Source organism: Flavobacterium algoriphilum, assembly GCF_048158655.1.
Classification (GTDB): Bacteria; Bacteroidota; Bacteroidia; order Flavobacteriales; family Flavobacteriaceae; genus Flavobacterium; species Flavobacterium algoriphilum.
Window position 1 is genome coordinate 1 of the sequence record NZ_JBLNKY010000010.1, and the last position, 14,927, is coordinate 14,927.

General features: G+C 32.7%; 12 protein-coding genes. 4 read left to right on the forward strand and 8 right to left on the reverse strand.

Translation table 11 applies throughout. The features are described from left to right. Together ACM55G_RS14370 and ACM55G_RS14375 are read right to left on the reverse strand one after the other, a co-directional pair. Positions 1–2,431: ice-binding family protein (locus ACM55G_RS14370; protein WP_416844633.1), on the reverse strand; the 2,431-nt coding region annotated here is incomplete at its 3' end. A gap of 1,398 nt (positions 2,432–3,829) precedes the next feature. Further along, positions 3,830–4,684 (reverse strand): leucine-rich repeat domain-containing protein, encoded by an 855-nt coding sequence (locus ACM55G_RS14375; RefSeq protein WP_416844634.1) that lies wholly within the window; start codon positions 4,682–4,684, stop codon positions 3,830–3,832. 180 nt (positions 4,685–4,864) lie between these two features. Here ACM55G_RS14375 and ACM55G_RS14380 point away from each other — a divergent pair, with 180 nt between their 5' ends. After that, complete coding sequence (locus ACM55G_RS14380) at positions 4,865–5,347, forward strand: DUF1761 domain-containing protein (protein WP_416844635.1); 483 nt, start codon at positions 4,865–4,867, stop codon at positions 5,345–5,347. Between the two features lie 51 nt (positions 5,348–5,398). Here ACM55G_RS14380 and ACM55G_RS14385 read toward each other — a convergent pair whose 3' ends face one another. After that, a complete protein-coding gene (locus tag ACM55G_RS14385; RefSeq protein WP_416844636.1) occupies positions 5,399–5,677 on the reverse strand; it encodes a 4a-hydroxytetrahydrobiopterin dehydratase in 279 nt (92 codons plus the stop codon). Between the two features lie 95 nt (positions 5,678–5,772). Between ACM55G_RS14385 and ACM55G_RS14390 the strand changes: the two genes are divergently transcribed. Further along, positions 5,773–6,921, forward strand: coding sequence for an 8-amino-7-oxononanoate synthase (locus ACM55G_RS14390; RefSeq protein WP_416844637.1), 1,149 nt, complete (start codon positions 5,773–5,775; stop codon positions 6,919–6,921). Here the strand turns inward: ACM55G_RS14390 and ACM55G_RS14395 are convergent. Next, entirely contained in the window at positions 6,914–7,804 is an 891-nt protein-coding gene (locus tag ACM55G_RS14395) for a diacylglycerol/lipid kinase family protein (protein ID WP_416844638.1), read from the reverse strand. The two genes, ACM55G_RS14390 and ACM55G_RS14395, sit on opposite strands and share 8 nt — an antisense overlap. Before the next feature lie 64 nt (positions 7,805–7,868). Here ACM55G_RS14395 and ACM55G_RS14400 point away from each other — a divergent pair, with 64 nt between their 5' ends. Further along, a complete protein-coding gene (locus tag ACM55G_RS14400) occupies positions 7,869–8,837 on the forward strand; it encodes an App1 family protein (RefSeq protein ID WP_416844639.1) in 969 nt (322 codons plus the stop codon). Between the two features lie 33 nt (positions 8,838–8,870). On the opposite strand, the gene abc-f is transcribed toward ACM55G_RS14400, so the two are convergent. Further along, the gene (gene abc-f / locus ACM55G_RS14405; protein ID WP_416844640.1) at positions 8,871–10,778 is read right to left on the reverse strand and encodes a ribosomal protection-like ABC-F family protein; all 1,908 of its coding nucleotides are present in this window, start codon (positions 10,776–10,778) and stop codon (positions 8,871–8,873) included. Positions 10,779–10,864: 86 nt separating this feature from the next. Between abc-f and ACM55G_RS14410 the strand changes: the two genes are divergently transcribed. Continuing rightward, positions 10,865–11,248, forward strand: a complete 384-nt coding sequence (locus ACM55G_RS14410) for a DUF983 domain-containing protein (protein WP_416844641.1) — start codon at positions 10,865–10,867, stop codon at positions 11,246–11,248. A gap of 2 nt (positions 11,249–11,250) precedes the next feature. Here the strand turns inward: ACM55G_RS14410 and ACM55G_RS14415 are convergent, their stop codons facing one another. The 3 genes from ACM55G_RS14415 to porM form a co-directional block, all read right to left on the reverse strand. Continuing rightward, on the reverse strand, positions 11,251–12,303 hold the full coding sequence (locus ACM55G_RS14415; RefSeq protein ID WP_416844642.1) for an NAD(P)/FAD-dependent oxidoreductase: 1,053 nt from the start codon (positions 12,301–12,303) through the stop codon (positions 11,251–11,253). Positions 12,304–12,403: 100 nt separating this feature from the next. Then, positions 12,404–13,294 carry a type IX secretion system ring subunit PorN/GldN gene (porN, locus tag ACM55G_RS14420; RefSeq protein ID WP_416844668.1) on the reverse strand — a complete coding sequence of 297 codons (891 nt, stop codon included), beginning with the start codon at positions 13,292–13,294 and terminating at the stop codon, positions 12,404–12,406. A gap of 48 nt (positions 13,295–13,342) precedes the next feature. After that, a complete protein-coding gene (gene porM / locus ACM55G_RS14425) occupies positions 13,343–14,893 on the reverse strand; it encodes a type IX secretion system motor protein PorM/GldM (RefSeq protein ID WP_416844643.1) in 1,551 nt (516 codons plus the stop codon). Between the last annotated feature and the right edge of the window lie 34 nt (positions 14,894–14,927).

Below are 14,927 nucleotides of genomic sequence, written 5' to 3' on the forward strand. Positions count from 1 at the left end.
CCCAACAGGCTAATGCCGTGGTTGGTTCTGATGGCTGTGTGCCGGTTGTTTTCCAAGCACAAGTGGTGGTATCAAAACTTCTAGTTTCCCAACAGGCTAATGCCGTGGTTGGTTCTGATGGCTGTGTTAGCGTGATAGAAATAGTAGCACTACTGCAATTTGTTGGATTTAGAGCCTGACAAATTTTATAAACTAAAGTATATTCTCCAAATGCAAGATTATTAGTTATAGAAATATCTCCTGTAGTTGTATTTAAAGAAATATTTGGATTAGCTCCAGATTCTAAAGAAATATTGACATCAGCTGCAGCAAAAGATACACCATCTATTCTATCATTTGTTAGAACGTTGCCTAAACTACCACTAGTAGCACATTCCGATTGGTAACTATCGTTTAGAGCTGCTATTACTGGTGCAGTTACCGTCACATTACTTGTTACTGTACTACAATTAGTTGGGTTGTTTACCTCACAAATGGTATACGTAATTGGATAGCTTGCTGCTGCTGTCTTTGACGCAACTGTGATTGTTCCATCAGCATTCATTGTTAATGGTCCGTTTGGGGTAGAAGTCAAAGTTACCTGTCCTGGGGCAGTGCCGATTACTGCTTGTGCTCCTTTTAAGGTATCATTTCCAATTACACTTGGTGTTTTTGTACCTGGTAATACACTTGGACTGTCTGTTAATGCATCTATTGCTGGTGCAGTTACCGTTACATTACTTGTTACTGTACTACAATTTGTTGGATTTGAAACCTCACAGATGGTATACGTGATTGGATAACTTCCTACTGGTGTGTTTGATGCAACAGTGATTGTACCATCAGCATTAATTGTTAATGGTCCGTTTGGGGTAGAAGTCAAAGTTACCTGTCCTGGGGCAGTTCCGATTACTGCTTGTGCTCCTTTTAAGGTATCATTTCCAATTACACTTGGTGTTTTTGTACCTGATAAAACAGTTGAACTATCTGTTACTGCTACTATTACTGGTGTTTTTAAAGAAGTAGAAGTAATGCAAACTGGATTATTATAAATTATGCCTGAATAAGTATTAACTGCTCCGCCTGTAGAAAGCTGTCGGCCGGCGAGAAACACAGAAGCTCCTGAACCACAAGCTCCGCCATGGGAAAGAAATGTCCCTTTTAAAACAGCACCTGCTCCTATACTAATAGCACCAGTAGTAACACCGGCTCCGCCAATCCAAAAAACATTACATCGACGTGCTCCATTAATTAAAATCATTTTTGCTTTTGCTTCTACTGTAAATGCCCCAGCAAACTTAAAAACAAATATTGCATCGGGATTATTTTGACCGTCTAAGACGAGAGTACCTCCTAAAGATCCAGCACCGTTTATGAAATAAACCCCAGCATTTATTGTTTCCCCGCCTAGAGCAACACTTCCAAAAGCTGCTGCGTGTGCATGATGTACTACAGGTAAAACACCCCCATCCGAAGGAACTGTATTTGGCAGAGCCATGAGCGAATTATAAGCTTTATCTAAATCTATATTCGCTTGTGCTGTATTAGTATCCGCAGTATGATAAGACCCGATAACAACTGAATCCCCAAACCCACTTATAGCGCCAGAATTTGTACCAATTTTGCCATTAATACCAGATGTACTAGTATTTGGCACATCACCAAAATTAGTATAAAGGGCATAATTTGAAAGAACTCCCAAAACATCAACAGCAGGAGCGGGACTACAGTTATTTTCACAGAAAATTGGAATTGTACAAGCATCAGCAGGAGGACTTACGGTAGCACCTGCTCCAGTAGTTATCGCTCCTTCTAAGGTAAGCATTCTTCCTTCAAGAATAGCATCAGCACCAAGACCAACAGCCCCTATCTTTGCAAATAAGGTTCCTTTTAGATTAGTATTTGCCGCAACAGAAATAGCTCCATCAGTAATAAAAAAAACATTACTAGATTTTGTTCCATTAATTAAATTAATAGTTGCGCCAGCTCCTACTGTCATTGCACCGTAAAATTTAATTACAAAGAAAGCATTAGGATCTCCTTTTCCATCAAGAGTAAGATTTCCGCCTATAGATCCCGCACTAGGTATGGAATAAACTCCAGGCTTAAGCGTTTCGCTACCAAAAGCAGCAGTATGGGTGGCTGGATTGTCAACAAAAAGATCGTTAAGATGAATATATAACCTAAATAAATCGAATCTGCACTGAGCAGTTACTGCATTAGCATTGTATGTATTACCATTAAAAGATGGTGGCGCAAATCCGCTAATTATTCCAACATTTGTACCAACATCCCCTGTCCAAGTGGCTCCCGCTCCATTTGTAGCAGCTCCCGCTCCCGTATAACCTTCAAAAGATTCAAGTATACCTAGATTAACGGTTTGACTAAAACTTCTATTTGAGAAAAGCAATAACGCAATGGTTACTACATAGAAGAGTAAATATTTTTTCATAAGAATTAAACTAAATATATTTTCTTGTTTTTTTATTACTTCAAAAACTGGGCCTGTACATTTTTATAGTACTTATTTAATTCAAAAAGACTCCTTAGAAAGATGACTCTACTCTAATTTTGCTCTGAATATGGATTTGATTCTATTATAAATTTCATCGATATTTGAAAAACATCAATAAAGCTTGTTTTAATTGGAATACAGGTAAATCTAACTGTTTAAAAAAACTAATTCATTCAAATAAAAAACTTTATTTGATTAAAGTAGTAACAAGCAAGATTAATTAGTTCTTTCCTTATTTTGAAAACTTAATAAAATTAATTAGGTTTTTATGACAATGAAAAACAAATTCTGATATGCAAAATTTCATTATCAAAGAAAAAAATGCTTAATCAATTAAGTTTTTTGTTAAGTAGAATCAGCGACTATTGTTTTAAAGTTTTGGAAGTTTGTGACCAGAAAGTTTGCAGTTATATAAATTATAAGAATTAAAAAAGTATTTTTTTTTCATAAGTTTGGGGGCATTAACTAACTAGATAAGGCTTTAAAGTGCATTATTTACAACACGAATGGCATTAACTGTTTTAAAATTTGGAACATTAGGGCATAAAAGTACTTTATTATTTTCGAAAAAAGGATTTAAAGAGGAAACAGTTCTGCTCAGATTCAATCTGAACACAAAATACTACTAATAAAAAAAAAGAATTACTAACGTTATCTAATTGATTTTCAATGCATTAAAATTAAAAAAAATACTCATTGTCTTTCGTGATATTCTTTTGACGTGAAGCCAACAACTGCCTTAAAAATCTTGCTAAAAAAATTCCGACATACAAATCCAAACGCCTATGATAGTGCTTCAATGGTGTTTTGATTCAGAAACCCTTAATTAATTGTACAGCGTGTTCATTCGCAGCTTATTGGGATATGTAGCAAAACTAGTTTGGACATGCTAACTTAGCCTTCACAGAAAGTTAAGAAATAATCTTAATTCTAACCTATGAAATAAGTGCGCAAAATTTATCACAAAGCTTTTAAAGAAAAAGCCTTATCAGAGCTCGCCAGAGAGTTGGGAGTAACAGCACAAAAATTTTATTAATAGCGCAAAGAGTTCGAGGAGTTTGGAAAAGGAAGTTTTCCTGGAAAAGGAAATGTAAAACTAAGTCCGAACAAGAAAAAATTCACGAACTGAAGAAAAGACTCAAAGATGTAAAGTTAGAGCGCGATAATTAAAAAAAAAAACAACCGGCATTTTTTCCAAGGGCGGTCGATGATTAATCGGATTAATTCATACAAAAAAAAACCTGTGAAGCAAAAAAGCTACACAGGTTTTTCTAACTAAACTTATCAAATTAAACTTATTTAAAAAAAAACTAAACCTCACATTTATTTCAAATATTAATCTTCAGAAACTATAGCTGTATTTTTATTAGAAGTTACATTTAATAAAATGGCAACACCTTTATCATTTATCATTGTCATATTTAATGTATCCAAAATCGCTAAATCTTTAGATACTAATCCATTAAACATATTGTAGGAAATATTCATTTCTTTAAGGTTATTCAATTTTTCTAACTCAAATGGCACTTGACCAATCATTTTATTATCAAATAAACTAAGATTTTCAAGAGACGCCATATTTACTACATCACTGCTTAATGCCCCAATAAATTTATTACTACTTAGTAATAAAATTTTTATTGTTTTTACATCATAAAGCGAAGTAGGAATTTCTCCAGTTATTTCATTGTTATATAACGACAGAACTTCTAATTGTTTTAAAGATCCTATTTGCAACGGCAATTCACCAGAAAGCATATTCATATATAACTCTAAATTTTTTAAACTACTCATTTCACAAACTGAGGTAGGTATTGTCCCTGATAAATTGTTAAACGAAAGGTTTAATAATTTCAAGTCCTTTAAATTTCCAATATTAGATGGAATTTTTCCAGATAGGTGATTTTTGTGTAAATTCAATTCTTGCAGGCTAACTAATTTGACAATATCAGATGGAATTTGGCCATTTAAATTATTATCAGCCAAATTTATTGAAATCACTTTCTCCCCTTGTAACTTAACTCCGTACCAAGTAGAAACCGGTGATGATAAATCCCATTTAACATTCCATTGATTTCCATTTGTTGCTTGATATAATTTCACAAGTGCATCTTTATCTGAAAGAGACACATTAGCCAACATGGAAAAAGAAAACAAAACGGTTAAAAATAGAGTAGTTAAATTTTTCATAACTTAAAGTTTTATACTTTTATATTTATTAAATGTACGTACAATAAGAATAACTATCAAATAAAATCGACAAAACGCACTATTTTATATTATTTACAGAGTTATATCTTACAAAAAACACAAATTACTGTTAAATAATAATTCACTAAATTTGACTTACTAACCTTTAAAATTAATTTTATGGAAATGAATTATTTGGCGCTTTTAGTTGCTGCAATGTCGACACTTGTAGTAGGATTTGTTTGGTATCATCCCAAAGTCTTTGGGACAATGTGGATGAAAGAATCAGGAATGACTGAAGAAAAAATAAAAGGAGGAAATATGCTTATAATATTCGGTGTGTCATTGCTTTACGCATTTTTAATTTCTCTACTCTTACAAACAATAGTTATTCATCAAATGGGCGCTTACAGCGCAGCAAATAATATTCCTAATATTGATCCTTCAATTCTACAAAATTACATGAATGCTTATGGGAAAACCTACAGAACATTTAAACATGGTGCATTACATGGCTTCTTAGCAGGCTTGTTTATTATTCTGCCTGTAATTGGAACAAATGCATTATATGAAAGAAGAAGCTTCAAATACACCATTATAACTGGCGGCTTCTGGATCGTTTGCTTTATGATTATGGGCGGGATTATTTGTGGCTGGGTTTAAAAATATATTTTTATTAAAAAATCTCGTCTCTTCTAAAAAGACGAGATTTTTTTATTCTATTTTTTCGATCGTTTTTGCTAATTCTATGTCCTTATCAGTTACTCCATCAGCATCGTGAGTAGTCAGCCGAATCGTCACTTTATTATAGACATTAAATAATTCCGGATGATGATTTCTTTTCTCAGCCAGCACTCCCACCTGAACTATAAAACCCAATGCTTGAGTGAAGTCTAAAAATTTAAACTTTTTCTCTATTCCATTATTAATAAATTGCCAGTCCTTTAGCTCTTTTAATTCGGATTGGACTGTTTGCTCTGTATACGTTTTCATAATTTATTTTTTTATTCATATAAAGTTAGCAAAATTAGAATCATAGAACAATACTTTAAATTTATTAACTAATTTTGTGAAAATTAAAATCCAATTTGAATACTTCTTATTCTTTCAAAATTTATAATTCTACCGCTCAACTTCCAAAAAATTGGAATGATTTAGCTATATCAACTATTTTTTTATCCAAAAATTATCTGGAGTTACTAGAAAAATCACCTCCAGAAAACATGATTTGTCATTTTATTGGAATTTTCAAAGATGAAACTTTAGTTGGTATTGCAGTTTCACAATTTTTAGATTTAAATAAATTGGACTCTTTTGGCGAACGAGATAAATGTGTAAAAACCGCCATACGGAATTTTGCTTTTAGAAATTTTTGCTCGCATGTATTACTTATTGGCAACAATATGTTAACCGGGCAAAATTCTTTTGCTTTTTCTAATACTATAGATGAAAAAAAAGCGCTGCAAACATTAAACTTGGCAACAACTGCATTGAAAAAAATCTTTGAATCTAAAGGTAAAAAGATTCATATTACCTCATTTAAAGATTTTAACGAAGACGAAATTAAAAATTTTAACATTTCAGAATACAAAAACAATTATCAGTTTTCAACACAGCCAAATATGGTTTTTTCGATCAATGAAAATTGGAAATCAGAGCAAGATTACATCGACTCACTTTCAAAAAAGTACCGAGATCAATACAAAAGAGCCCGAAAAAAGGCTGAAATGGTTGAAAAAAGAAAAATGCATCTTGAAGAAATCATTGCAAATGAACAGACCATTTATGACTTGTATATCCACGTAGCCAAAAATGCCCCTTTCAATACTTTTTTCCTTCCTAAAAATCATTTTAGAACTTTTAAAGAAATATTCAAAGATAAATTTCTTTTTTATGGCTATTTCATTGATGGAAAACTAATTGGCTTTAATACTTTAATAAAAAATGGCGCCGTAATGGATACCTATTTTCTAGGATATGATGAAGGCATTCAACGTGAAAAAATGCTGTATTTAAACATGTTATATGATATGATTGCCTATTCTATCAATAAAGGTTTTAAGGAAATTATATTTGCAAGAACTGCTTTGGAAATTAAAAGTTCTGTAGGGGCAAAGCCTGTAAAAATGTATGGTTTTATAGAGCACAGCAACCTCATACTTAATTCCTACATGCCTAGAATTTTTAAATATTTAGAGCCCGAAACTATTTGGCAAGAACGAAATCCATTTAAATAACCTCAATGATTCGATTCGGGATTGCAACTTTCATTTGTTTAGGTAAAATTTCGATATTCAATTTTGTTTTTTTTCCAAAATATTCTCCATCAATTTGAAAACTAACCGGTACATTTGTCGTTATTGTTGCTTTATCAGTTGAAATTATCTCTAAATCTTCTGAATCTATTGGCATATTTCCAGTAATAATTTTCCCAAGTATTACCAAATCCAAGTTTTTCAAAATAACCAATTCAAACTTTCCATCATCCATAACTCCATTTGGATTGATTGAAATTCCTGTGCCATACTTTTTAGAATTAGCTATTACAATCATTCTTGCCACACATTCTATTGTTTCAAAATTACCTGTAATAGTGGCTATGAAAGGATCGTCTAGATCAATCAAAGTACTGAAGCTTTGTAAAAAATAGCCCCATATACCACGAATACTACTTTTTTCATAGTTCTTAATCATTTCCGCATTAAGCCCCAAATCACTTAGATGAATACTTTTTTTTCCATTGATGGAAATCATATCTATTTCCATATAATTATTATGGAATGCTATTGTTAAATTTTCTTCCAGTGTTAGAGGCAAATTTAAATCTACTGCTAAACCGTTGGCAGAACCAGCCGGTAAAATCCCAAGAATTACATTGTATTTTTCCATTGCCTCAGCAACCATTTTTATAGTTCCATCCCCACCTGCTACAATAATTCGTTCTGGCTTGTAAGTTTCATAAAGCGCTTTTATATTGACTATATCAGCAACTCCTGAAGTAGTATAACTGACAAGATTCAGGTTTTCTTTTTCAACAAAAAGCATTACACTTGCAATAAGTTCCGCTTTATCAATATCTCCAGAGATAGGATTAACAACCAATATGATATTCTTTCTCAAAATTTACTTACTTTTATTGGTTAAAAAATCACAACTTCTAATTCATCTCAAAAGTACAAAATAAATGAAGCCTATTTTAAAATTATACCGCGGCTATGCTAATGAACAGGAATTAATAGTTATGGGCCATGTCTTTAGACCGACAACAGCCAAAGATTATGATTTTCAGAAAAAAAATATCAAAAACGCAACTTCGGTAATTGGTATGTACCGAATTAAAACACAAGCAAATGCTGATGTCTATTTAATGCATAATAAAATTAAGATTCATACAAAAACACTGAATGACGGATATTTTAAATTTTGTGTACCATTAGACCAGTTTACCCTTTATGGCTGGATTGACTACGAGGTAAGTATTCATTACAATAACGAAACGATAACTATCAAAGACAGTTATATTCGCCCCCACAAAGGTAATTTAGGAATTATATCCGATATTGACGATACTTTTTTAGTATCGCATACGGTGAACCCTTTGAAGAAATTATATGTTTTGTTATTCAAAAACATTAACAAAAGAAAAATTTACGAAGACGTTGTCACGCACTATCAGGCATTAAGTACGGCTGGAAGAGATCATAAAGAGGAATTCAACGCTTTTTTCTATGTTTCAAGCAGCGAATGGAATTTGTACCGTTTTATTATAAAATTCACCGAACTTCATCAACTACCAAAAGCGGTTCTTCTATTAAAGGACATTAAAACGAGTCTGACTGATTTTTTTCTAACCGGAAGAGGCAACCACAATCATAAGTTTGACAAAATAAAACACATTCTAGAATTTTACCCTAATTTAGAATATGTGCTACTTGGTGACGATTCACAACATGATGCCTTTTTATACGAAGCAATTTGCAAAATTTTTCCAGTTACGGTAAAAGCAGTTTATATTAGACAAACTGGTGACACTAAAAAAGTAAAAGTAACCGCTATTTTGAAAAATTTAAAAACCTTAAATGTTTCTGTTTGTTATTTCAAGAATAGCAGTGAAGCTATTACACACTCTAAAATGATTGGGATTATTGTATAAAAAAAAGAGTTCCAAAAATTGGAACTCTCTTTTTTATACATTGTCAATTTCTTCTTGAACTACTTCCCACTCTAGAAGGAGTTTCTCCAGCTCGGCTTTTTTCTTGTTGTATGCTGTGAAAAATTTAGCGTCTTCAATGTGTTTGTCGTAATTAGAAGCGAGCATTTTGTCATCTTGTTGAATGTCTTTTTCTAATTGCTTAATTTGACTCTCCACTTTACTCAACTTATTCTGCAAGGCTTTCCCTTTCTTTTGATCTTCATAAGAAGCTTTATTGCTTTCTTTCGGTACTGCTGCTTTTTGAGCATCTTTTTTCTCCACTTCACGCATATTCTCCATATTGCGTTGTTCCAAGAAATAGTTAATATCTCCTAAATATTCTTTTATTTTTTGGTCTTTAAACTCATACACCAAATTTGACATTCCTTGCAAGAAATCTCTATCGTGAGAAACTAACAATAAAGTACCACCAAATTTTTGAAGTGCGGCTTTCAAAACATTCTTCGATTTTATGTCCAAGTGATTCGTAGGCTCATCCATCAGTAGAACATTGATGGGTTGCAACAACAGTTTACATAACGCCAAACGGTTTCTTTCGCCCCCAGAAAGGACTTTTACCTTTTTCTCTACATCGTCGCCACGAAACAAAAAAGAGCCCAACATATCGCGTACTTTAGAACGATTGGTATCTACCGCTGCATCTTCCATAGTTTGTAACAAGGTGATTTCACCATCCAGGTATTCTGCTTGATTTTGTGCAAAATAACCCAACTGTACATTGTGGCCTAACTTAATATTTCCTTGGTATTCAAATTCATCTACAATGGCTTTGATAAAAGTCGATTTTCCTTGTCCATTTTGTCCAACGAATGCAATTTTACTTCCACGTTCTACTAACAAATTAATATCTTTCAAAATCGTCTTATCACCGTAGCTTTTAGTAACATTTTCTGCTTCTATAACTACTCGTCCCGGTTCCTTTGAAACAGGAAAAGTAATATTCATCACCGAATTATCATCTTCATCAACTTCAATACGTTCTATTTTATCGAGTTTTTTAATCATCGATTGCGCCATGGAAGCTTTAGAGGCTTTGGCACGGAATTTTTCGATTAATTTCTCGGTTTCTTCAATTTTTTTGGCTTGATTTTTTTGTGTTGCCAATTGTTTTTCACGGATTTCATGACGCAGTTCTAAATATTGAGAATACGGTCTGTTGAAATCATAGGCTTTTCCAAGAGAAATTTCGATGGTTCTATTAGTCACATTATCCAAGAACATTTTATCGTGCGAAACAATCACCACAACACCCGGGTAATTACGAAGGAAACTTTCCAACCAAATGATACTCTCAATATCCAAGTGATTCGTAGGCTCATCCAATAACAAAACATCATTTGCCTGTAATAATAGTTTAGCCAACTCGATACGCATTCTCCATCCACCTGAAAAAGTTTCTGTCTGATTATCAAAAACTTCTCTTTTAAAACCTAATCCAAGTAGAATTTTCTCAGTATCGCCAACATAATTATATCCACCCAATAATTCAAAACGATGGGTGTAATCAGATAAGTCTTCTATAATTTGGCTGTATTCATCACTTTCATAATCAATTCTGGTAACTAATAAATGATTAATCTCTTCAAGCTTTTTCTCAACAATTTTTATCTCCGTAAAAGCTTCATAGGCTTCTTCTAGAACCGTTCTTCCTTGTTCAAAATCAATATCCTGGCGCAAGAATCCCATTCGAAGATCTTTTTCTTGAGAAATAACACCTGAATCAGGAGCAAAATCTCTTGCCAACATTTTAAGCATGGTCGATTTTCCAGCACCATTTTTCCCAACAAGACCCACTCGGTCTCCAGCACCCAATCGAAAGGTTACTTCTTCAAATAAATAAGTACCACCAAACGAAACGGATAAATTGTGTATATTAAGCATGTATTGTTATTTTATTCCTTTCTGAATTTGTAAATTTGTATCCCGAATTGTCGGAATTAAAAAAGGAAAAATTAAATTTTTTGCAAATGTTAAAAAAAGGATCCAAATTATATAGCATTTTAACAGGAACTTGTCCTAAATGTCAGAATGAGAGTATGTATTTAGATAAAAATCCGCTACATATCACTAAAATCTTAAAAATGCATGAAAATTGTAGTCATTGCGGTTTAAAATATCAAATAGAACCTTCTTTCTTTTATGGCGCAATGTATGTGAGTTATGGATTGAATGTTGCAATTGGAATTGCTGCCTTTATAATCTCTTTTATATTTTTTGGCTCCAATCTTAAAGTTGCCTTTATTTCAATAATTGCCGCGCTCATTCTTTCATTCCCATTTGTTTTACGTTGGTCCAGAAACATATATATTAATATGTTTGTTTCTTATGATATAAAAACAAAACTAAAATAATATTATTGCTGCCCTTTAGGCAAAAACCTGTTAATATTAATTTCCTTATTTAAAGGAATTTGATGTTCTATATTGTCAAATAAAGCTTTAGCCATTGCTGGCCCCAGCATAACTCCTCTTGTTCCTAAACCATTCAGGATATGTATTGATTCATAATTTTGGAGTGTTCCTACTAATGGTCTTCTGTCTTTTACAGTGGGCCTAACTCCAGCAAAATGCTCCACAATTTCAAAATCACAGCTTATAATTTCTTTAATCCTTTCCTCTAATTCAATCTTTCCTTCTATTGTAGGTAAGTCTGTTTTATCTTTCCAATTATAAGTAGCCCCTACTTTGAATAGATCATTACCTAGAGGTAAAATAAAGACACTCGTATTTACGATTACATCTAAATCCAACTGAGGTGCTTTTATAATAAAAAGCTCGCCTTTGGTTCCGTCTAGAGGCAAATGCTTAAAATATGGATTTGAATGCATGCCAAAACCTTCTGCAAAAATAATATGTTTAGCCTGAATATCTTTATAATGAATTTCATCATTTACTATTTCTAAAATATCATACTCAAACGATTCTTCCTTAAATAAATTATTTTGGTTCAAATATTCTCTGTATTTATTTAATAACAAGGCGGTGTCCACATACCCGGTTTGTAGAACTTCTCCATATCCATAAGGGGAATCAATTCCTATATACTTTTTAGAGATCAATTGCGTGGATAAAAAAGGAGCTAACGCTATTTTATCTGAAGCAGCAAACCAATTATTCTGTTCTTCGATGGAGAAAAATTTTCTTAGAATCGGTCTTTTAAAATCTACTTTGAATTTTAGCTTTTCTTCCAAAAAAGTATAAAATTCATTCATCAATACTAATTGCTCTTGCGCTTGCCATACTTCGCTAAAGCGTTTTAGAATAACCGGATTATACAAACCTCCTGCAATCCTAGAGGAATTTTGGGAATTATTATCCAATATCAAAATAGTTTTCTCATTTCGCAAAGCAATCTCAGCAAATGAAATACCCGCTAAACCAGAACCTACTATTAAATAATCAATCATTTGAAGTAATTTTTTTTTAAATAAATACAAAGTAAACACATTAAAACAAAAAAACTCTTACCATTACAGTAAGAGTTTTTGTTTATGTTGGAAATTGAAATTAATAATTCCACATATCTTGTTCGAAATTGCGAATTTTTTCTTTCACTCTTTCTGATTCTAACAATTGATTCTGTGCATTATCTTTCATATACTCAGCAATTGATCTGTCTCCATAAACGTTTTCTTCTTTGTAAATGACACTGTTAAATTTCCTTGAATTAAGAATTTGATCAAAAGAAACAGGCATCGCAGAATTTTTATCATTGAAAGCTTTGGCTTCATGTAATACGTCTCTAGCTGCAGGGAAAAATATCCAAAATAGCTCAATGTAATCTTTTTCATCACTGTTCATCGTAAACACATCTGGTGTAACAGGACAAATCCCAAGTAAACGATACTTCAATTCACTTTGACGTTTGTCAAAATACCAGTATCCTTTAATTTTATATTGGGTAACATCTTGTGCTGTAAGATCTGATTTTAAAATGTACTCCGGAGATATCTGAGCTCCCGCATTTATTTGTTCTCTTCCAGCATCAGTTGTGTCAATACGGGTCAATGAAGCCTGAATATCTTTCATAGATTTTTTGGTATTAAAATAACTGTCGGTATACACTTCTGTTATTTTACCATTTCTCATTGCCTTTGTCAAAACATCATATAAAGACCTTCTATCAGAACCAATATTAGCAGTATCTATAGGAAAATACAAAGAAAAATTGATCTTTTCACTTAGATCGATTATTTCCCAAGTTGTCTTACCCATCAAAACGTCTCTGTCATGCACATAGCCATAAGCCAATGGTTTGTCATTATCAGAAATAAGCTGTGCTGCAGTTTTAAGTCCTATTTGATCTGGCGTTTTAGCATTAAGCAAATTGGATTGTGCTGTAGTTACAAAACTCCAAGTGACAGAGATAATAGCTATTAAAAAATTTCTTACATTCATCATGATTTCATTATAAGTTAATGAAGTAGTGGTTTGTATAACTACTTATTATTGTATTTCAAAAATTACTGGAGCGGTTCTAGGCAATAAATAACTACCCGCACCTACAAGTTTTGTTTTAATTTCAGAAATGGTAACTTGGTCACCTCTAACCGTTTTAGAAAGAACTGCATTACATTGTGCATTCAATTTATTCCCTTGAACAACAACAGTAGGTTGACCAGTTACTTTCAAATTAAAGCCAACTACATTTAAAGCAACTTCAAAATCAAAATCAACTAACTTAGCACCAATTGTAGCTATTTGTAAATTCGATTTAGGTCCTTTTACCACACCCATTTCTCCTCTAATAGTTCCATTCGGTCCAGGAATACCTTTTATTCTGAAGGTTTTTTTATCCGAAACCTTAGATCCATCAGGAAGTGTTCCAGTCACATTGATAACAGTTTCAGTTCCTGCTCCTGGGCTCATATTGTATTTTCCTCCACCTGCAGAACTCAACCCTGGAGCAGATGCCGTAACCTTATCAGCTGATACACCCGCAAAAGAAATAGTCATAGGATTTACAACACCTCTATAAACAACATTCATTTTATCGGCAGAAATTGTAGCTGATTTTGGTCTTGGAACAACAACATAAGAAGTTTTTTGAATTGCAAGTGGTACTAATTTACCATTTTCTTCAAAATTGAATGAACCGCCTATTGCGTGTTCTCCAATATTACCTGCTCCAAATGAAAACTTTGCCTGACCTGCCTCAGCTTGTAAACTTGAACCATTTACTACAACTGATTTAGCTTTTAAAGATGGATCAAATTTTCCTAATATAATTTTCCCTTTAACAGTTTCACCTTGAAAGAAAACAGATTTCTCCAGAAGAACTATCGGTTGATAAGCAGTAAGAGAAGCTGCAGCAACTAAATCTGATTGGAACATTCCAGTCATTACATCGCTTTCTGTTGTTTTAATATCTGCTTGTAATTGAGATAATTTTGTAATTGTAGCAATAAGTGGATACCCTTTATAATTATAATCAATCCAAGGTAATTCAGCCCCTGCTTTTTCAGAATAAATAGGCTTAGTGGCGAATCTAGCTTCGATTTTTTTCATTTCTGATTCAGCAATTGAACTGCCGCCTATTGCTTTTATCTGATCTGGAAAATTATTAATCTTATCTAAAAACTCTTGTCCCTCCTTAGAAACTTTATCACCAGTAAAGAATTTTCTGTCAATCAAATCACCTTTATCCATTTGCTCATATGGTAAATTACCTTCAGTGTCTCTTACAAATTTACTGGTAACAGTGGTTTTGATATTTTCTAAATAGTCCGTAAACTCTTTAGACAATGCTCTAATTTTTTCAACTTTAGCTTTTTTATCCCCAAATTGTCCAGGTTGATCCACTGCCTTTTGAGCTAATTGTTCAAATGAAGATTGATTTCGGGTATCTGTTATAGAGTTAGACTCTACTATTTTATTATTTAAGATCCCAAAAGCTGACAACACTTCTTTAGACATATTTAATGCTAACATTGCGATAAAAACCAAGTACATCAGGTTTATCATCTTCTGTCTAGGGGTTAGTTTTCCTCCTGCCATATTTTCTACTAATTAGTTTGTTATTTTTATTTAG